Here is a 20280-nt window from a genome sequence, read left to right on the forward strand (position 1 = left end):
CGCGTATCCCCGCAACGCACAAACACGCTCGATAAAATATAATGCTGCTTTGCAACATTTACCGTCTATGCTGATTCGAGCAGGAGCATGGCCTTCGTGCCAGTCCGGTTCCCTATACGGGAGGCATACATGACGAGTCCGCGCTGTTTACCCAATTTGACGCTTCACGTCTTCGAACAGGATGGTGGCTGGCACTGGGGGCTTACGATCGACCGAGCGCATGGCACGGGCAAGAAAGTGGTCGCGTATAGTGAGGAAGTGTTCCGTTCAGCAGCGGACGCTCGTGCCGATGGAGAGCGGGCTTATCAGCGCCAGCATGACGGAGCCTCGCCAACTAATATGGTTTGATCGGAGCGCCTACAGAAAACGCCCTGGGCACGCCGAAGGCCGGCGTCCTCCCGGGCGCCCTGCCTTTCCCTGAAAAGCGTCACTGATTGCGAAATAAAGACGGCTGAATCAGGAAATCGTCGCGATTCTTGTCTGCAATCCACTGAGGCGCCCGCCCCCGCCCGCTCCACGTCGCCCCGGTGGCGGGGTCGCGGTACTTTGCGTTCGGGACCGGCGGGACCATTCGGGCATGAGCCCGGGTGCCTATCAGCTCCTGCAGGGAGATTTTATATTCCCTCATTTTCGCGACAATCTCGCGCAGCGCGCGATCTGCTTCCTGCTGACGTGCCTGCTCCAATTCCTGTTGAAGCGCTTCGCGCCGCGCCAGTAGTTCCTTCAAACCAGGCATTACCGTTTCCATATTTTCCGAAATTGATTGGGTCGAGTAGATGCAGCCAAGGGCCGCCTGCCTGTCGAATATTAACCTCTATGTCCGGAGTTGATAACGGCTATCAAGGAGACGAGCCTCGCGAGCGTATCGGGCGATCGTCTCCCGAGTCGCTCATCGGCGAACATCGTGTCGTACAGCGCGTGTGTCCTCAATGAAGCGTGAGCCATGGCTCGGTCCGTCGATCGATGCAATCCCTTGATATCAAAAGCCCGCATCACAAGCCCGCATTGCGCTAGACAACGTTCTTTTCCACAATCGGACGGCGCTCGAGCACCCGCTCCCAGCTCAGTGACGACAGGTCGAGTGAGGTGTACTTCCCGGAGAGAATCAACTCGCTCACGCCGCGTCCGGTAGCCGGCCCTTGCTGCAGCCCATGACCGCTGAAGCCATTTGCGAACACGCAATTCTCGACGTCCGGGTGATAGCCGATAATTGCATTCTGGTCGAGCACGTTGTACTCGTAGTAGCCGGACCAGCAGTTTTCAACGCGCAGGGCCTCGAATTCCGGAACACGGTGAGCAAGCGTCGGCCAGATGACTTCGTCGAAGATGGCGTGGTCGACTTCATCCAGCGGCAGGTCATCCGGGTCATTGTCCGCGCTCGGCGACGTACCGCAAATATACGTCTTCCCCTCAGGGCGAAAATAGACCCCGGTCGGATCGATCAGCAAAGGGCAGTGTTGCAATATCGCCGGAGATGAGACGTTGAAGATGCTCCGGCGCCGCGCGAAAACAGGGATGTCGATACCCATCATTTCCGCTGTCTTGCGCGCCCAGGCGCCCGAGGCATTGACCACGGTGTCGCATGCATAGCGCTCGCCATTGCTCGCGACGACATGCGTGACGCGTCGACCGTCCCGCACCAGTCCCGTCACATCCGCCGCAATGTAGCGCGCACCCAGCGACTGGGCCTTCTTGCGAAGCGCCTGCACGAGACCGTAGCCGTCGAACCACCCTTCTCCGCTCTCGCCGAACGCGCCGGATACGAGGTCCTCGACATTCAACCACGGGAACTTCGTGCGCAGCGCGTCCTGCGCCATGAGCGTGATGTCCGCTCCAAGCGTCCGTTGCAGCGCGTGGTTTTCACGAAGCGTTGCGTCCCCTGCCTGAGTGGCGAGGAAAAGATAACCGCCTTCGTGAAGATCGATGGCCGGCTTGAACCCTTCTACTTCAAGAATGTCCCCAATACCGCGAAGAAACTCGATACCGTACAACGACATTTGAATGGAAAGCGGTGTAGAGAACTGCTGCCGGATCGATGCGGCCGAAAGTGCCGACGATGACTTCGCGTAGCTCGGGTCGCGCTCAATAACGGTCACATCGACCGTCGGATCCGACGCACGCAGAAAATAGGCGATGGAACTACCGATAACCCCGCCGCCAACTATAACGACCTTAGAACTCACGACTCACTCCAAATGGTTGTAACCCGACATGTAACCCGACGACTCGCGTTCGCGAGCACGTTTCCTTTGCATATTCTCTCTAAGCCGCCTTCGCATCCCAACACGCCTGCTGCAGATTGATACCGTAGCACCAGAGTCGTCATGCGGATAGCTTTAGCATGTCCGCAAGCCGTGCAATGGCTTCTCTCCATGGGGCATCGAAGTGACGCGCCTTCAAATGATCGAGCCCGGCCTTGGTAAAGGTCCGCTCGGTTGCAATGCCTGCAGAGATATCAAGGAGGCTCGTCGCCGGCACGCTCAAGGCGAAGCTGGCTGGACCCGAAATATTGCCAAGCGTCAGCGCACGGGCAGCGTCCGGTTCAAGACCATGCCGCTCAAGCTCGGCCGCAAGCGCATGGGCAAGGTCGTATATCCACGTCGACGCGCAGAGGGAGACCATCGCCACGTTAAACGCAGCCTCGTTCGGCAATGCTACGACATCCCCGGCGCAAGAGAGCAACGGCATGAGCCCCGGCGCGGGCGGATAAAGCGGTATGGGCCCCGGCGCGATTTCGATGTAGCTCCCCGGCATGATGAGATGGATGCCCCCTACTTCAGGCAGCAACGCGCGAAGGTCGTCGAGGCGAATACCTGCCATCGCGGAAAGGACAGTGTGGCGACGCTCCCAACGGAGATTCGCCAACGCGACTTCGGCATTCTCCGGCCTCACGCTCAGGAGGACTACGTCGGCGCCAGCCAACACCTCTTCAGCAGACGCAGTCACCACGCAGTCGTGATTTCGCGCCAGCGTGCGGGCGGTGTCGGCGTTGCGTGGCGAGAGCAAGACCTTGCCGTCATAGCCTCCCCGACGGAGCGCCGCAATAAAATATGAAGCGAACTGTCCCGTTCCGATTACGCCGAGAGTGGTCATGGATGCATTCGATATCTGCATGACTAAGGCAACGCCGCCGTTGTATTCCGGTAGATCAGCATAACTACGCATCCCTGTTCCGACGCCGCTGTATGAGGCGTTCCCGGCGAACGCACGCAGTACTGCCCACGCAGGTAAGTGCGCTCTTCATCCGAGAATTCGCCATCGAGAACATAGATCTCCTCGAATAAGTCATGACTGTGCGAACCCGTCCTTGCACCGGGCTCGACTCTCATCAAGGCGGTGGACTCGCCGGTAGAAGGATTCTCGAACAACGTCACAAGATCGAATCCCGGGGTGTCGGTTGGCTGCCACGGAAGCGCCGTCGCATCGAGAAAATGCGAGCCCTTCACATCAGGACCCAACGCGACTCCCGTGGCTGAGCTGATCATTATCTTCTCCTCGATGCGAAACCGACATGGGTTACTGAATCAGCCGCGGTTGGCCAACGTCGGCGGCTGAAGGCTCCAGACCGTGCGCCTTCAGGATCCGCGCGATATCGCCGGACTTGTGCAGATCCGCAATGTCAGCACTCAGGGCATCGCCGAGGGCCTGATTCGACTTCGTGTACGGAAATGCGGTCTGGCCCGGCTGAACCGATGCCGGAACCCTCGCGTCCGGCTTCACTGCCATGATCTTGATCGACGAATAACCGCCCTTTTTCTGGTCGTATTGCGCGACGGCGTAGCTGTCTGTTCCCACGTCAATCCGGCCAGCCGCCAGATCCTGAGCCATGGCCACCGGATTGGGATAGAGCGTCAGCGAACTGCCGAGTACCTTCTGGAGGTCGCCCGTCCAGAGATAACCCTGAACCGATCCGACGCGTTTTCCCTGTAAGCCAGCGATCGTGTCGATACCCTCCTTGGAGATGACGCCCATCTGGTCGAGGTACATCGGGCCGCTAAGCCCCAGGACCTTCGCGCGGTCAGCGGTCCTGTACCAGTCACCCATTCCGATGTCCGCTTTCCCCGACACCACCGACTGGATGACTGCCGCCGGATCCACCGTGCTGATGGAGAGCTTCAGGCATTCCTTCGCCGCGATGAGCTTGACGATATCTCCATCAACGCCGCCAATATCGGTGCCGCTCGCCGGTATCGAATACGGAGGAAATACCCATGCTGCAACCGATAAAGTGCCGGACGTAATGGTCGGAAACGTGTGAGCGGGCTTGCACTGATCCGCGAAGGCAGAATAGGTGACGCAGGATAAAAGGAGGCCGGCGCACAGCCTCCTCAAAAATGTCGCGGACGTTTTCATGTCGTTTTCCTATCGTGGCTTCAGTGGAGGGACATTCACAGGCAGCTAAGCGGTAAAGAGGGAGCGGATCTATCGAACGGCATGGCGTCCCAATCGTCGTTCCAGGACGGAGACAAACAGCGTTGCGGGAATGCAGACGACAGCGAACATCAAGCCGGCAAGGATCAGTACCGGCATATATTCAAAGGTCGTGGACCCAATATTCGATGCCCGGCTGACCAGCTCAGGAAGCGCGATCGTGAAGCAGAGAGACGTTGCCTGAAGCATCATTATCGAAAATCCGAGAAGCGCGGGCAGCGCAACCCTCAGGCCTTGAGGAACGATCACAAAGCGCAGTGCATCAAGGCCGTTGAGTCCGATCACTAACGCCGCTTCCTTTTGTCCATACGGGACGGCCTCGAATCCGGCCCGGATGATCTCGCTCGTATAGGCGCCGGTGCAGCACGCCAGCGCAACCACCGCCGACGCAAACGATGTCAACGTAAGACCGGCCGTCGGCAAGCCGAAATAAACAAACTGGAGCAGGATAAGAACCGGCGCCCCTCGTCCGATTTCAACGAACGCCAACGCGGTGAACCTGATCGCCTTCGACTTGGCCGGCACCGCAAGCGCAAGCACAAGCCCGAGCGGAATGCCTATCGCGAGGCTCAGCGCCGTGACCTCGAGCGAGAGGCCATAGCCGTCGATAAGATCCGGAAGCCAGCCCTTCCAGAGATTCAGAAGCTCCATCATCTCGATACCCTCGAACGCAATTGAACGTCGGTCCAGCGCGACAGCCACGCGATCGGCAAACTCAGGAGTATGTAGAGAAGCGCCGCAGCCGCGTAGACGCTCAGCCCGCGAAACGTCTGTTGAGAAACGTGATACGACTGATAGGCCAGATCCGTCACGCCGATCGTCGACGCAACGGCGGAGTCCTTAAGCAAGCCAATAAGATACGTAGCGCCCGACGGCAATGCGATCCTCGTCAACTGCGGGAGCACGACGTCACGGAACTGCTGACTCCTCGTCAAGTTCAACACCTTCGCCGCTTCGAACTGACCCGGGTGAATAGCGGTCAGCGCCCCTCGATAGATTTCGGACATATTGGCGGCGGTCACCAGGCCGAGGCCCACTACGGCCGCAGTAAAAGGGCTCATGGCTATGAGGCCGTTACCAATGCCAAAAAACACGAAGAAAAGCCAGACGATCGGTGGAATCGACCGGCAGGACACGACAATCGCCGTCGACGTAAATCGCAACGCACCGATGGTCGAAAGGCGCATCGCGCAAAGCGGCAACCCAAGCGCCGCGCCCAGAATGAACGACGCCAAGGTGAGCGCGATTGTCCAGGGAACGCCTTTCAAGATTGCCGTGAGATCCATGATCATTAGCGGTCCCTCACGGCGCTCAGGAACTTGGCTGCGCGTTCGGTCTTCGGTGCGCGCATGATCTCGGCGCTGGGTCCTTCCTCGAGTATGTGACCTTCCGCCATCAGGATCACGCGGTCCGAAACGTTCTCTGCAAAATGCATCTCATGGGTGACGACGATCATCGTCATGCCCGATAACGCAAGTTCCTTCATGACCGCCAGCACTTCCAAACCCAACTCCGGATCCAGCGCGGAAGTCGGCTCATCGAACAACATGATCTCTGGTTCGAGAGCCAATGCACGGGCGATCGCGATCCGTTGCTGCTGACCGCCAGAACACCGCCCGGGATACTGGCTCGCTTTGTCCGCCAGGCCAACGCGCGCCAGAAGATCCATCGATCTTACGTCCGCCTCCCTTCTGGAGCGCCCCATGGTGCGCTCCTGCGCAAGACTGACGTTGCGCAACACCGAGAGGTGGGGAAACAGGTTGAAGGACTGGAACACCATCCCAATCTTCCGGCGCAACGCGACGAGGTCCCACCGGGAGGGCGGGCGTCCGGCGTCGATCGTTACGCCTCCGATTGTCACCTTGCCTTCGTTCGGCGGCTCGAGTTGATTGACACACCGAAGCAACGTGCTTTTTCCGGAACCGCTGGGACCAATGATCGCGATCACCTCCCCGGCACGCATCTGAAAAGTAATGTTCTCGAGTACCCTGTGCGTGCCGTATGTCTTGCTCACCGATTCAACGCAAAGTATTGGCTCGTCCGTTGCCCCCGTGCGCTGTGAAGTAACCGGCTCGGACTTTAGAAAAGGAGAAGCGATACTATTCATGGAACTCACTCCGTGAACTTCGTGCAAAGCCGGTCTCGGTCGATTGGGCGACCACCACTGCATGCCATGGTCGCCTCATAGCACCACAAGCACCACTCGCCTGGTTGATTGGACTAAGCCAAAAAGCAGACCTCAAGTGATGCTTTCGCACCATGTAGTGCAAAAGTTGAATCAACTATTCGTGACTTGCATTCGTGGGCCCTTCGCAGCGCCCTTTGCAGCCCCTTCGATCGGCGTCTTCACCATTCATGGCGAAACTGCATTAACTTGTTCAATACCTGATCGAGCAAGGCGCGCTCCGATGAACTCAACCCACTCAGCATGGTCGATTGCCGCTCGATAGCAACGGGCACCACACGTTCATAGAGCTTGCGCCCGCTTTCGTTCAAGATGAGCGAGCTCTCACGCCGATCAAGCGGGTTGATCTTGCGCCGAATCATCTTCCTTTCGCTTAGTCGCGTTACCGCACGGCTGATGCTGTTTTTCGGACGGCCAGTCACATCGCAAATTGTCTTGGCAGCCATCGGACCATAGGAACTCAGGCAGCTCAGCACGTTAAACTCGTCACGGCCAACGTCGAAGTCACGACTCATCGCTGAAAAGCACGGCTCGGTGTAGTAGTTCGACCAGAGCGTGAAGCGCCATGCGTCGCTGATCGGTCCGTTCGTGACGACCGCAGCGAAGACGTCTTGTGCACTAACGGTACTATCGGACGCCTTCAGTTCCGCTTCCTGAATATCCTCTACTGTACTAACCATATCTGTTTATCCTTAAATTCAGCGACCAGGCAAAGTCATAAACAGACCGCAGACCGCACTCTCCCTTGCCTCAACGAAAGGACTCGGACAACCATTCCGCCATCATCAGATCCAGATGCCCGCCACCACCGTTCTTGAACAGGGTAATTTCCTGCGGGTCGCGTCGCCCGGGAACCTCCTTTCTGCATAGGTCAAAGAGGTCTCCCCGGATGTCCGATAGAGTGAAGGTTCCGTTCTTCAGCGGTTGGACGATGTCGCCGCAATGCTCAGCCGTGAGTCCCAGATGGTCTACGAAAACACTCGATCGAAGAATGGCGGCGTCGTTTGCCTCGCGCATGTCCGGAGTGAAGCCGCCGACAAGATCGACATGACACCCAAGCTTCAGCCACTTCCCGTCGAGCACCGGCGTGGGCGACGACGTCAGGCACACCACGATGTCAGCGCCCGCGACACTCGCCTCCAGATCATTCGATACCTGAAAATTGACGGGCAGAAAACGCTCTTCTATCAACTGCTCCGCGCGACTTCGATTCCGGTTCCACACGTCAATCCGTTCGATGGTCGGGCAAACGGCATGCAGGTAGGTCAGATGAGTCCTGGCCTGAGCACCGGCGCCGAGCACGACCAGTTTCGTCGGGTTGACCGGGGCGAGATAGCGCGCCGCTAGCGCGGAATCGGCCGCCGTCTTGCATCGGGTAAAGCTTTCTCCCACTATAAAAGACCTGAAGCGCCCATCCACCCGGTCGACCAATGCAAACGCGGAATGAACCGTAGGCGAAGGTTTGCTCAATTCGCCGTTGTCGGGAGAGATCGAAACAATTTTTGCGCCCATTGATCCGTCGGCCCGCGCGCCTGCCCAGATGAGCAACTCGGCGCTGGGCCGGTCGTCCCTCGAGATCAGCGTATGAAGCCGGCCAATCGTTTCGTATTCCTCCAGATGTTTATTTTCCATTGCATCGATCAGTGCAATGGGGGAAACCCGAGCCAGCACCGAGTCCGAATCAATCACGCGAGGAAGGGCTTCGGTCATGATCAGTATCGGCGGCCTATAAGCGGACTTTTCGAAAGGACGATCGAACCGTTCGCGGTAATCAGCACCTGCTCTTCAAGCTTGACACCCTCTTTACCGCCGCGCTCGCCGATGTAGCTCTCCACCGACACAACCATGTTTTCCTGGAAGGTTCCGTCGTACCCCCAGGCGTCGAAGTCGACGGCATAGGCAACGCTCGGATATTCATCCACCAGTCCGACACCGTGAAGCATCATCATGTACCGGTTATGGACGTAACGCTCTGGCACCGGCCAGCATTGTTCGGCGAATTCGCGAAACGAAAGTCCCGCGCGAAGCAGACCTACGTTGTGCATGATCTGGTCTTGCGCATAGCCGAGGAGATTTCCCTGGCTTGCTGACATGCCTCGGCCCGGACAAACAAAACTTCGGGAGATATCGGACAGGTAGCCGCCCGGCCCGACCATATCCGTGTCGAAGCAAACCATGTCTCCCGCCTCGATCACCCGGTTCGTCGCGTCCTGGAACCACGGGTTGGTCCGCGGACCTGAATTCAGCAATCGGCTTTCGGCCCATTCCCCTCCATGCGCGATGTTTGTCTCGTGCAGGATGCTCCATAACTGGTTCTCGGTCACGCCGGGACGAAGCGACTCAACCATGCGCGAGATGCCCAGATCGCACACCGCCATGGACACCTCGTGCTGCGCAATTTCCTCCGGCGACTTGATCAGCCGCGCCTGTTCCGTGAGTGGCTGCGCGTCGAACAATTCGATGCCATGCGCCTTCAAACGCTCTGCGCCCCACGGGTCGCAGCGATCAACCGCAAGCCTGCGGTTACCCGCGCCGTAGGTGGAAACCAGGTCGGCAACTTCGCTGGCCCACAACGTGGCTTTTTCTTCGACTCTCGGGCCGGCGAGAAAATACAGCCACGGAATGGCCGGACGTATTTCGTCGATGGTCTCAATGCCTTCGCTGTTGTGTCGACTGCTGACAAAGTCAAACAGGACGACCGGCCCGTCTGTAGCGATATAGACATAACGACTCGGCGAATGCATGACCCAGAGCCCGAGATTATTCGTGTCAGTGGCGTAGCGAATATTCAGCGGATCCGCCAGCAGGATCCCGCCGTAATCATGCGAACGCAGTTGCGCGCGAATTCTCTCGAGACGATAGGCGCGCAAGCAGCGCCGGTCGATGCTCTCGTATTGGCGAATCAACGCCCCGTCGACAGGCGCGATCTGGTGCCTCTTGACCGCCAGATCCTCTCGATACTCGCGGCCGTCACGAGAACGTTTCAGGGTCAAGCCGGAAACGCGCACGTCACGATCCATGATTACGTCCGTCCATTTTCGAAGGTCCGCGGCTTGTATGAATTCGTCGAACGGTTCGAGACCCGCAAAGAGACCACCACCTCTTGCGACCTGCTGTCTGGCTACCGTCGATTTCAGATTAGTCCCACGTGGAACCATCTGTCAAGATATCAAAAACGTCAATTTCGCGCGAAGTTGATGGCCGCGTTTTGAAGCGTTCGCCTAATAAATGAACGTTCCCGGAAATATGCGGACGGCGCTACGATAACCATAATTATTAGTTATCCAAATCGCTATAAAAGCCGATATTGGCTTTGATGAAACTGTGGCCGTCCCTACAGATCCTTGACCAGACGAAGCGCATCGTAGATTGCCGCATGCGTGTTGCGCGCGGACACGGCATCGCCTATGCGGAAAAGCTGGAACGCGCCTTCCGGGTTGGACTTGCGTGACTGTTTCGTCCCATCGATAAGATCGTTGTAGTCAAGCGCGCCAAGGTTGCTCGACAATGGCTTCAGTTCGAAATACAGATCGTCCATCGGAATGGTTCCGTGATTCACTACGACCTGATCGTGACGCTGCTCGTTGCGGATGCCGCCGTAGTCGCTGCCCACCACCGCAACAAGCCCGTTTTCATCACGATGCACCGAAGCGAGCCTATAGGTCACTGTGAACTTCACGTCCAGTTTCTGCAGCGAACGCATATAGGGCACGAGGTTCATGCTCATCACTTCAGGCGAGAACGAGCGGTCCGGCGTCATGATCTCGACCTTCCCTCCGGCTTGCGCAATGACCTCAGCTGCCTGCAATGCGGCATGGTCGCCCGCGTCGTCGAAGATCAGAACGTTCGAACCCGGTTTCACGTCGCCAGAGATGATGTCCCAGGTCGATACAACCAGCTCGTTTCCTTCGCGCAAAACGTCGGTGTGGGGCATTCCGCCTGTCGCCACGATCACCACGTCCGGGTTTTCGGCTTGCACTGTCGCCGACTCGGCCCAGGTATTGAACTTGAACGTCACACCAAGCCGCTCGCATTGGGACATGCGCCAGTCGATGATGCCGATCATCTCCTTGCGCCGCACGTTCTGCGCGGTCAGGCGGATCTGGCCGCCGGGATGGTTCGTGGCTTCGAGGACCACGACCTCATGTCCCCGCTCACCGGCAACGCGAGCTGCCTCCAGTCCCGCCGGGCCTGCCCCGACGATCACCACTTTGCGCCGGGTTTGCGCACGCGCAATCTCGTGCGGCATGGTGGTTTCGCGCCCGGTGGCGGCGTTGTGAATACAGTACGCGGCACCGCCCTGATAGATGCGATCGAGGCAATAGTTCGCGCCAACGCAGGGTCGGATATCGTCTTCCCGGCGCTCGATGATCTTGCGAACAATATGCGGGTCCGTCATGTGCGCGCGCGTCATGCCGACCATGTCGATCTTGCCTGACTCGATTGCGTGCCGAGCAGTCGGCACATCCTGGATTCGCGCTGCGTGAAAGGTGGGGAACCCGGTCGCCTCGCGGATATCTCCGGCGAAGTCCAGATGCGGAGCGCTTTTCATGCCCTGGATCGGGATGATGTCGGTCAATCCGGCATCGGTTTCCAAGTGACCACGGATCACGTTGAGAAAATCGACGAGTCCGCTTTCTTTCAGCTTCATCGATATATACAGCCCGTCCTCTTTCGTAAGGCCGCCTTCAATAATCTCGTCGGCGGTGTATCTGATACCGAGCAGGAAGTCCGGACCGACGCGTTTGCGCATGGCCGTCAGGACGTCGAACGTGAACTTCATCCGGTTGTCCAGCGAGCCGCCGTAGGGCGCATCCAGTGTGTTCGTGAGTGGCGACCAGAACTGGTCCATCAAGTGTCCGTAGGCTTCGAGCTCGAGCCCATCAAGACCGGCCGCCTTCATTCGCTCTGCGGCGTCCGCATAGTCCTTGATGATGCGCTCGATATCCCAGTCCTCGAGCTTCTTCGGAAAGGAGCGATGCGCAGGCTCCCGATTGTGCGAGGGGGACACCGCCGGAAGCCAGTCGCCCTTGTCCCAGCGCGTGCGCCGTCCAAGGTGCGTCAACTGGATCATGACCGCTGCGCCGTGCTCGTGGCATTCGTCCGCCAGATCCTTCATCCAGTGCACGACCTCATCCTTGTAAGCGAGAACGTTGTTGAACACCGGCGGACTGTCCTTCGATACCGCCGCCGACCCCGCCGTCATCGTGAGCGCAATGCCCGCCTTCGCGCGCTCGACGTGATAGGCACGGTACTGCTCCTTGGGCATGCCGTCCTCCGCATACGCCGGCTCGTGCGACGTGGTCATGATGCGGTTGCGGAACGTCAGATGTTTGATGGTGTAAGGCTGAAGGAGCGGGTCGCTTGACGACATGGCGTGGCCTTTGACGATTTTTGTTGGGGGACGCAATGAAGATTATTCATTGTGTACACCTGTGTCAAGTATCTCGACTACAATGAACATTAAGATGCCGAGTTGATCGTCAGAGCGGGGTTAGGTTGCGGGGTAAAGGACGGAATACAGGGCGAAAGCGCTTTGACCGATGCCGGTCCAGACGCCAGAATATCGTCGCTTTCGTGATGAACCGTCGCTCTGCGGACTGGCGATCGCCGCTGCTTTAAGGAATTTTTACCTATGGATCAACCGACTGCGGACGCGGGACGAGGGTCGCCCGAAGCGTGGCTTGAGGTAGCTTACGAAAGCCTGCGCGATGCCGGCGTCGATTCCGTGCGCATCCTTCCATTGGCGAAGAAGCTGAATCTGTCGAGAACCAGTTTCTACTGGTTTTTCAAGGACCGCGAGGAACTGTTGGCCGCGTTGCTGGAGCGCTGGCGCGCCAAAAACACGGGCAACTGGATCAAGCAGACCGAAGCCTACGCCGAAACGATCTGCGAGGCGGTTCTGAACGTATTTGATTGCTGGCTCGATGACCAGATCTTCGACTCGCGGTTTGAAGCCGCTATCCGGAGCTGGGCACTGCAGTCGCCTGAGATTGCTGCCGAGATCCAGGTCGCGGATCAACTTCGGATTGCCGCGCTCACTCAATTGTTCGAGCGCTACCAATACGAACCCATTTCCGCCGATGTGCGCGCGAGAGCCATCTACCTGACGCAGATGGGCTACATTTCGATGAAAAGCGAAGAGGCGCTATCTATCCGCATGATGCGTATTGCGGAGTACGTGGAGGTCTTTACGGGGCATCGGCCGGAGGACCGTGAACTCGACCGGTTTTTCATGCGGCATCACTATCACGCGGCTTGATCGTCGCTGAGTGGACCGGGCTCGCTGAATTTTTAATCGAGCGCTCAGTGAAGGGGGCGATACTCGCTACCCACGCCCGGATCGGGTCGAAGAACATTACGATCGACTGCCGGCCCGCAACCGCTTCTCCCCTCCGCTGTTTTGCCTCTCCTTTCGATCCATTTCTTACGCGACCATTGACAGCGTCGAATCGTTCGCTAAAATAGCATCCTTCGCTGTATCGGTTGGCCCAGGTGGCGGAATTGGTAGACGCACATGGTTCAGGTCCATGCGCCGCAAGGTGTGGAGGTTCGAGTCCTCTCTTGGGCACCAACAAGTAGTTAGCAAGGCAGTCAGCGTAGTAAAAGAAAACCCCGTAACGCCTTGTGCCTGCGGGGTTTTTTGTTTTAGTCGATCCGAGGCGTTCCCATAACATCCGGCGTTCTTGCGTATACCCGTTTCGGGAACCCCCCGGCCCGGATATGCCAAACCGAATCAAGAAACATTGCGGCGGCTTCGATCCTCGATACGCCCCGACGTCCATCATGACCTTTGACGAAGAGAGCTCTCAGCCAAGAGCATCTTTCCGTCGCGACACCATTAGAACTTGTGACGGATTGCGATCCGGGCAATAACCTGCCGGTCATTCGATGAGGGGGCTGCGGCATCCGGGTTCGCGGCGAACTCCAGTCCGGTGCCCTGAATACCGGAATCGCTCACTACCTTCACGTATACGGCCTGTGCATACAGGTCGGTACGCTTCGAGATGTTGTAGTCGGCCATCAGACCAAGCTGGTGATATTTGGCCTTCGCGCTTCCACCGGACGTGCCGTCGTACGTGGCCTGGGTGTAGGTGTACATGCCGCCAACATAGAGCGCCGGGGTGAACTGGTAGAGGGCATTCACCTCGAAGTTGTTGAACTTGATCGACGACGCCGCGCCGAGAGAGGGGCTGGCCGCGAAATTGGCGTACTCCGTCCCCGTCGGCTGCGAGAGGTTCGCGTTCGTGTACACAAAGCCAAGGGTGGCCGCCCCGATCGCGTAATTGATACCCGCGCCAAAAACCCGCTGCCGGGCGGCCGTCCAGCTCCCGTCCGTACCACTGGAACCCAGGTTCGCGACCGCGCCTGCACTGCCATTGTTGGGCTCATCAACGTTCAGGAAGGCAGCGCCGACGGTCAATGGGCCGTTGACGTATTGCGCCCCAAGGCTTTCTGCGCGATTGGTAGCGAAGCCCGTCGAGTTGCTGAACGCGTACGCGCCGCCGAACGTGAGACCCGAGTAGTTGACACTGGCGAACTTGACGGAGTTGTTCAGCCGGAACGTATCGTCCGTGTTGTCGTTGTCATACGGGTGCGTAAACATCCCGCCGCCCCAGTTGCCGTTGGCCGTCAGCGGGCCAAGGTAATCGACGAGCGAGTCATATTGGCGACCGAGCGTCAGCGTCCCGAACTTCGTGCTGGACACACCGACCCACGCTTGCCGGCCGAACTCCTGCCCATCCTGCGCGAGCTTGCCACTGTTGATGTTAAATCCATTCTCCAGCTTGAAGACCGCACTCAGCCCCCCGCCCAGATCCTCCGAACCCTTCAAACCCCAGCGACTCCCCTGCACGTCACCGCTTGACATCGACCAGAGCGACTTGCCGCCAACGTTCGACGTGTAGTTCAAACCTTCGTCGATGAGACCAAACAGCGTGACACTGCTTTGGGCATGCGCCACGCTACAGCAAGCACCCAACACACTGACAACCAGAATAGATTTGTTCATTTTTACCCCCAGTTTTCACTGAAAAAAACAACTGAATTAACATCACCTGTGATCCATGACCGACAACATTTCACGCTCTGGAGACGCCCGTTCCTGCTCCTCAACTTGGCTATTTCCAGCGCGGCCATTTATGAATATGATTTGTATTCCTAAATTAATTGCCATTAACCCGACTTGCCGTTTCAACATACGTTACGGTTTTACGTCACTGTGACGCGCGAGACCCGCGGCAACGCGATATCGGCAACGGTCGACTGGCAAGCCAGTTGCGCAAGCCGGGTTGCAACCAGGTCAGTCACATCGACTAGCGCTTTACCTGTTCCCGCCAGGGTCTGCGGGTCGAGCTGAATCAGAGGGAGTTCCGTGCAGGCAAGCAGCACTGTCTCGGCTTCCAGTTCATCGAGGACCGCGCGGAATCCCTCGCGAATTGAGGGTGCATCCGGCCCGATAGCCTTGATGTCGTATATAAGCTGATGAAGTCGAAGCGCGGCGTCTGGATTGGGTAGTTCAATATCAACATGCCCGACCAGTTGCCGGTAATGTGACCAGGGCCCAAGGTCGGTCACCGGGCGCGCACCGAGCAAGGCGATTCGCTCGACCCGATGCGCGCGCAGGTAAGCCAGTACGGTGTCCGAGAAGGAGATGAGCTGTGCCGGCAGATTCAGCGCGTCCAGGTGTCCCTGATAGTAGTTCAGTGTATTGCACGCAATAGCGTAATAGTCCACGTGCCCGGCAATGTACTGGGCTGAGCGTCGAAGGTTATCCCAAACAACAAAATCGTTTTTTTCGAGCTCCATCGAGAGTCCAAGTGCGGGCTCGGAGAAGATAGTCACGTTCGGCGCATCCAGGTCTCCACCGTACGGTACGTCCTCGATCGCACGGCGCGCATCGAGTATTTTTTTCCAGAGGTCCATACCGGCCTCAGGACCGGAGCCCGTGATGATGCCAATCTTAGGTCGCGTGACGTTTGCGTTTTTCATGTTCAAGGTGTTCAGTCGTTCGCTTCATTTCTGCCGGCCCATAGTCAAGAGGCTATGCCTCCCGGTCAGGCCGTCAGTTCGTCAAAACATATTTTCCCGCCCTTCATGACGAGAGGAATGCTTTCACCCTGTCCGGTCAGGCAGTTGATGTCGCGCAAAGGGTTGCCGTCCACGACCAGCAGATCGGCAAACGCGTTCGGAACAAGTTCTCCGAGCTTTCCCTGCATGTTCAGGATTTCCGCGCCAATCGTGGTGGCGCTTCGAATGACCTCGGAGGGTGGCAAGACTTCACATCGAATCCTGAACTCTTCGCTTTGCAGCCTCTGGGAGGCTCCCAGCAGATCCGTGCCGAATCCCATCTTCACGCCGGCCTGCCGGAAGAGTTCCAGCGAGCGCATCGACGCGTCCTTGACTTCCGCTATCTTCCCCATGCTTTCGGGAGGCAGGCCGTGCGACTGCCCTTCCGATGCGAGCGCGCGATACGTGATAAGCGTGGGAACAGCGTAGGCGCCGGCCGTACTCATCAGCTCCGCTGTCGCGAGGTCTATCAGGTTGCCATGCTCAATGCTTCGAACGCCACATCTCACTGCCCGGCCGATGGCTTCCGCCGTGTATGCGTGCGCCATCACATAGGTGTGGCGACTGTGCGCCTCGGCGACAATCGCGCGGGTCTCTTCCTCGGAATAACCCAGCGCCCCGATAGGATCGGTCGGCGAGGACACACCGCCGGAGGCCATGATCTTTATCTGGTCCGCGCCCATCTGGAATTCCTCACGTACGGCCTTCCGAACGCCATCCAGCCCGTCGGCGACCCGGTTAAGCCCACCCACGCGCACACAGCCACACTCAGGAAAGTCCGGCAGCAGGAAGTCTGAGCGACTGCGTTTGTCACCATGGCCGCCGGTCTGGCTAATCGAGCGGCCGGACACGAACATCCGTGGCCCGGCTATCACGCCGGACTCGATAGCCTCCCGGATGGCGAAATTGGCTCCTCCTGCGTCGCGCACCGTCGTGAATCCTCGGCGCAACATGGCGGCGATGCCTGGCACGGCTCGGAGCGTGACAAGGACGTTGGGCGTGCGTGCCAGCGTATCGATGTTCAGACCCAGTCCAAAGACATGAACGTGCAGGTCAATCAGACCGGGCATCAGCGTTTTTCCGCGCACGTCGATTTCACGCGCGGACGAAGCTTTGATAGGCCGGTCGGATACCTCCTTGATGAGGCCGTCCTCGACAAGCACATCACGCTCGCCGACAAGCTCTGTTTCACCCGGCACCAGCAGGCATCCGTTTCGAAACAGCACGCTATTCATGGTCTGGATCTTGACTGAAATTGATGCTTGAATTCATTCGATATCCTTATCGTTGTGACACGATAGACGGCAGCCATTCATTTAGCCCGATTCGCGGCGTAAGCAATACAGCGAATCAGGCAATTTCAGGGAGCGACTACTGTTTCACACTGACGCCGGTGAAATCTGGTGGTCCGAACGGGTTGATCTTGAAGTCCACGACCGATTTGCTCATAGGCTGAAAAATGGTCGAGCTACCGAGAGGACTGAACGGCAGTTGATCGGCGAAGATTCGCTGTGCGGCTGTGTAGATGTCCACGCGCTTCTGATGGTCGGCGGTCGTTCGCCCTTCTTCAATCAACTTGTTGAAGGGCGCGTAGCACCATTTCGAAAAATTGCCCCCGTTGACCGAATCGCAACCGAGTAATGTGCCAAGCCAGTTATCCGGATCGCCGTTATCGCCATTGCTGCCGATGAGCAAGCTGTCGTCTTCGCCGGCATGCGCGCGCTTAAGATACTCACCCCATTCGTACGTAACAATCTTCGCCTTGACGCCGATTTTGGCCCAGTCGGCCTGAATCATTTCTGCCATCAGCCGCGAATTGGGGTTGTACGGGCGTTGTACCGGCATCGACCATAGCGAGATTTCAAAGCCGTTGGGAACGCCTGCCTTCTTCAGAAGCGCGCGAGCCTGGTCCGGATCGTAGGCTGCGCCCTTGAGCGATTTATCAAACGGCCATTGCGTAGGCGGCATCGCATTGTCTGCCAGTTGCCCTGCCCCCTGATACACCGACTTGATGATGGCCGGCTTGTTGATGGCCATGTCCAGCGCCCGACGCACGTCGGCGTTGTCCAGCGGCTTGTGGGTCACGTTGTAGGAGAGGTATCCCACGTTGAAGCCAGCCGCCTCCTGCACAACCAGCTTCGGGTCTGCCTTAAGCGACGGCACCTCGCTCGGTCGTGGATAACTCGTAATCTGGCACTCGCCGGCCTTGAGTTTCTGCGAGCGCACCGCCGGGTCCGTCACAATGGAAAAGACGAGCTTTGAGAGCTTGACGACGCCTGGATTCCAGTAATCGAGGTTGGCCTTGTACCGGATCGTCGCATCCTTCGTATAACTCTGAAGCGCGAATGGTCCTGTTCCGACCGGCAACTGATTGATTTGGGCCGCCTTCCCCTCCTTGAGGAGTTGTTCAGCGTATTGCGCCGAGAGGATAGACGCGAACGGCATGGCGATATTCTGGACGAACGGCGCAGACGCGGTGTGCAGCGTAAATCGCACGGTGTAAGGGTCAAGCGCTTCGACTCGGTCGATGGTCTTGTCCAGCGCCATGTCAGTGAAGTACGGGAACTCGACCGGATAGGCTCGGCCGAATGCGAGGTTCGAATCTCGCATCCGGTTGAACGTGAAAAGCACGTCGTCGGCGTTGAAGTCCCGGGAGGGCTTGAACCAGTCGGTCGTCTGGAACTTGACTCCATGCCTGAGATGGAACGTGTACTGCAAGCCATCAGGGGACACGTCCCAGCTCGTTGCCAGCGCCGGTGTCACCTGCGTGGTGCCGCGAACGAACTCAACAAGGCGGTTGTAAATGGGATAAGCGCCCGCAGCGTTATCGACGGTTGACGTGTATTGCCCCGGGTCGAAACCAGCCGGACTAGCTTCCGAGCAGTAGATAAGTAGTCCTGCTGGAGACTGCGCTGCCTGACTGAGCGGCGCATTCAGGGCCGCCAATGAAACGAGTGCAAACGAAGCAAAGAACAACGGCTTGAACTTCCAGGTATTCATCGGAAAACTCCATGTAGCTGATTTTTGCTGTCTCGATTCGAGTTCTGGCTGGCCACCTTCCGTGGCATCTGGCCAAATCCTGCACCTATTCTTAACCTGCATTAATCGGTAGATTGCCGAGCCGGATGGTCATCCCACCCTGTCAAAAGGCTTAACTGGATACGGACTCGCCCGCGGGTCTCCTTCCAGGGCAACCTGTACCCCGAACGCATGGCGAGATTTTTGTACGCCTATTTTCGTGACACAATCCATCATTTCTACATCGACTAATTAGCCTGGCTAATGGGTAGTGGGCAATGGGTAATCGAAAGTTGGATACCGCGCTCGTGCCCGGCCTGTGGTTCTTCAAGGTCGCGGCCGAATCGGGCACCTTCGCGAGGGCGGCAGAGGAACTGTGCGTCACGCAAAGCGCCGTGAGCCAGCGCGTACGTGCGCTCGAGGACCGGCTTGATACGAAGCTGTTTGAGCGGGCGGGACGGGAAGTGAAGCTCACAGCGAGTGGACTGATGCTGCTCGGCGCGGTACGGGAAGGGTTTGCCGGTCTGCAAACCGGGCTTGACCGGCTGCCGCGCGACCAGACGACGACCGTACTGAAGGTGCGGTGCGCGCCATCGCTCGCGCTCGAGTGGCTGACGCCGCGGCTTCACGACTTCATGCGTCAACACCCCGACGTCTCCGTTTCGATCTTTGCAGACTGGACGTACACGGACCGGGTGCAGTTCGAACGAGATGCAATCGATGTAGCAGTCGGATACGGAGACCCCGGGATTCAAGGCCGGCAACTGCTGGTCTCGCTGCCGGAACTCGTGAGGCCCGTCTGCTCGCCGGATATCTACGGCGACCTGAACGGGACGCTGCCCTCTTCGGCGGCTGTAGTTCTTCTGCATGATGTGGCGCCGGGTGTCGACGCGGCCCCTAACGTCGAATGGATGCATTGGACCGACGCGCGGGGCGCCGTCAGTTCCCGGCGGACGACCGACCTGCACTTCAATCTCGCGTGGCTTGCCTACCAGGCAGCGATCGAAAGCCGCGGTGTTGCAATCGGCCGCTCCTTACTGGTCGACAGGTTACTGCGAGAGCGGCGACTGGTGTTCGCGAATGACCAGCCTGCACTGGAAGCTTCGTCTTACTTTGTCCTCGCCGCGATCGTGCCACCGCCCGGTTCGCCGATTCACCGATTCGTCGAGTGGCTCACTGCGGAATTGTCGGCTTCGCTGGACAAGGCGCGCTCCCTGTTCCTTGAGTACTCGCACTAACCGAGCACTTCCGTAGCGCTGGGGACGTCGTATTACCAACCGAATGCCACGAATCGCCCTCCGTTGATCTGATTCCCTAGTTGTATATCGATCTGTACAACGCATCGATATCTCAAGACGCCGATACGGTGCGGCAATTCTTCTATAAGCAACTCCCGTTGCTCAATAGCAGCTTACCAATAACGATCAACGCGGGGCTCCGGTTGCAAGGCTTCGGGGCCGGGGCGCCTCGCAGCCCGCTGCTCCCATTGTCCGAGGACGGCATGGTCGAACTGAAAGCGCTGAAGCAGCCAGCCGGCAGCCAATCGTAAGACGATATAGGCGCTGCAAAGTGAGCTT

General features: G+C 58.2%; 19 protein-coding genes and 1 tRNA gene. 4 read left to right on the forward strand and 16 right to left on the reverse strand.

Annotated features, from left to right (window positions below; translation table 11 throughout):
• Window positions 1–129: 129 nt before the first annotated feature.
• The gene (locus ACSQ36_RS11265; protein ID WP_436181956.1) at window positions 130–348 is read left to right on the forward strand and encodes a hypothetical protein; all 219 of its coding nucleotides are present in this window, start codon (window positions 130–132) and stop codon (window positions 346–348) included.
• Between the two features lie 79 nt (window positions 349–427).
• On the opposite strand, the gene ACSQ36_RS11270 is transcribed toward ACSQ36_RS11265, so the two are convergent.
• The 12 genes from ACSQ36_RS11270 to ACSQ36_RS11325 all read right to left on the reverse strand — a co-directional run bounded on the left by ACSQ36_RS11270 (window position 428) and on the right by ACSQ36_RS11325 (window position 11990).
• A complete protein-coding gene (locus ACSQ36_RS11270) occupies window positions 428–736 on the reverse strand; it encodes an H-NS histone family protein (protein ID WP_436181957.1) in 309 nt (102 codons plus the stop codon).
• 274 nt (window positions 737–1010) lie between these two features.
• The gene (locus ACSQ36_RS11275) at window positions 1011–2183 is read right to left on the reverse strand and encodes an NAD(P)/FAD-dependent oxidoreductase (protein ID WP_213761600.1); all 1173 of its coding nucleotides are present in this window, start codon (window positions 2181–2183) and stop codon (window positions 1011–1013) included.
• Between the two features lie 139 nt (window positions 2184–2322).
• Window positions 2323–3093, reverse strand: coding sequence for an NAD(P)-binding domain-containing protein (locus ACSQ36_RS11280; RefSeq protein WP_436181958.1), 771 nt, complete (start codon window positions 3091–3093; stop codon window positions 2323–2325).
• Window positions 3094–3116: 23 nt separating this feature from the next.
• Window positions 3117–3485, reverse strand: a complete 369-nt coding sequence (locus ACSQ36_RS11285; RefSeq protein ID WP_436181959.1) for a cupin domain-containing protein — start codon at window positions 3483–3485, stop codon at window positions 3117–3119.
• A gap of 31 nt (window positions 3486–3516) precedes the next feature.
• Window positions 3517–4353: a substrate-binding periplasmic protein gene (locus tag ACSQ36_RS11290; protein ID WP_436181960.1), complete on the reverse strand. Its 837-nt coding sequence runs from the start codon at window positions 4351–4353 to the stop codon at window positions 3517–3519.
• A gap of 69 nt (window positions 4354–4422) precedes the next feature.
• Window positions 4423–5085, reverse strand: a complete 663-nt coding sequence (locus ACSQ36_RS11295) for an amino acid ABC transporter permease (protein WP_436181961.1) — start codon at window positions 5083–5085, stop codon at window positions 4423–4425.
• The gene (locus ACSQ36_RS11300) at window positions 5082–5717 is read right to left on the reverse strand and encodes an amino acid ABC transporter permease (RefSeq protein WP_436181962.1); all 636 of its coding nucleotides are present in this window, start codon (window positions 5715–5717) and stop codon (window positions 5082–5084) included. Before ACSQ36_RS11300 ends, ACSQ36_RS11295 begins: the two co-directional genes overlap by 4 nt.
• 5 nt (window positions 5718–5722) lie before the next feature.
• Complete coding sequence (locus ACSQ36_RS11305; RefSeq protein ID WP_436181963.1) at window positions 5723–6538, reverse strand: amino acid ABC transporter ATP-binding protein; 816 nt, start codon at window positions 6536–6538, stop codon at window positions 5723–5725.
• Window positions 6539–6777: 239 nt separating this feature from the next.
• A complete protein-coding gene (locus tag ACSQ36_RS11310; protein WP_213761606.1) occupies window positions 6778–7296 on the reverse strand; it encodes a MarR family winged helix-turn-helix transcriptional regulator in 519 nt (172 codons plus the stop codon).
• Window positions 7297–7366: 70 nt separating this feature from the next.
• Window positions 7367–8326 carry an ornithine cyclodeaminase family protein gene (locus ACSQ36_RS11315; protein WP_436181964.1) on the reverse strand — a complete coding sequence of 320 codons (960 nt, stop codon included), beginning with the start codon at window positions 8324–8326 and terminating at the stop codon, window positions 7367–7369.
• A gap of 2 nt (window positions 8327–8328) precedes the next feature.
• A complete protein-coding gene (locus ACSQ36_RS11320; RefSeq protein WP_436181965.1) occupies window positions 8329–9636 on the reverse strand; it encodes a M24 family metallopeptidase in 1308 nt (435 codons plus the stop codon).
• Between the two features lie 314 nt (window positions 9637–9950).
• Window positions 9951–11990, reverse strand: coding sequence for an FAD-dependent oxidoreductase (locus ACSQ36_RS11325; protein WP_436181966.1), 2040 nt, complete (start codon window positions 11988–11990; stop codon window positions 9951–9953).
• Between the two features lie 261 nt (window positions 11991–12251).
• Here ACSQ36_RS11325 and ACSQ36_RS11330 point away from each other — a divergent pair, with 261 nt between their 5' ends.
• Window positions 12252–12878 carry a TetR/AcrR family transcriptional regulator gene (locus ACSQ36_RS11330; RefSeq protein ID WP_436181967.1) on the forward strand — a complete coding sequence of 209 codons (627 nt, stop codon included), beginning with the start codon at window positions 12252–12254 and terminating at the stop codon, window positions 12876–12878.
• 227 nt (window positions 12879–13105) lie between these two features.
• A tRNA-Leu gene (locus ACSQ36_RS11335) sits at window positions 13106–13190 on the forward strand.
• Between the two features lie 267 nt (window positions 13191–13457).
• Here ACSQ36_RS11335 and ACSQ36_RS11340 read toward each other — a convergent pair.
• The 4 genes from ACSQ36_RS11340 to ACSQ36_RS11355 form a co-directional block, all read right to left on the reverse strand.
• Window positions 13458–14627 (reverse strand): porin, encoded by a 1170-nt coding sequence (locus ACSQ36_RS11340; RefSeq protein WP_436181968.1) that lies wholly within the window; start codon window positions 14625–14627, stop codon window positions 13458–13460.
• A 200-nt stretch (window positions 14628–14827) separates the two neighbouring features.
• On the reverse strand, window positions 14828–15607 hold the full coding sequence (locus ACSQ36_RS11345) for an aspartate/glutamate racemase family protein (RefSeq protein WP_436181969.1): 780 nt from the start codon (window positions 15605–15607) through the stop codon (window positions 14828–14830).
• A 65-nt stretch (window positions 15608–15672) separates the two neighbouring features.
• The gene (locus ACSQ36_RS11350) at window positions 15673–16920 is read right to left on the reverse strand and encodes an amidohydrolase family protein (RefSeq protein ID WP_436181970.1); all 1248 of its coding nucleotides are present in this window, start codon (window positions 16918–16920) and stop codon (window positions 15673–15675) included.
• A 136-nt stretch (window positions 16921–17056) separates the two neighbouring features.
• Window positions 17057–18685 carry an ABC transporter substrate-binding protein gene (locus tag ACSQ36_RS11355; RefSeq protein WP_436181971.1) on the reverse strand — a complete coding sequence of 543 codons (1629 nt, stop codon included), beginning with the start codon at window positions 18683–18685 and terminating at the stop codon, window positions 17057–17059.
• Between the two features lie 296 nt (window positions 18686–18981).
• Between ACSQ36_RS11355 and ACSQ36_RS11360 the strand changes: the two genes are divergently transcribed.
• Complete coding sequence (locus tag ACSQ36_RS11360) at window positions 18982–19941, forward strand: LysR family transcriptional regulator (RefSeq protein ID WP_436181972.1); 960 nt, start codon at window positions 18982–18984, stop codon at window positions 19939–19941.
• Window positions 19942–20280: the final 339 nt, after the last annotated feature.

The sequence above is a fragment of the Caballeronia sp. LjRoot34 genome, from assembly GCF_964253815.1.
GTDB lineage: Bacteria > Pseudomonadota > Gammaproteobacteria > Burkholderiales > Burkholderiaceae > Caballeronia.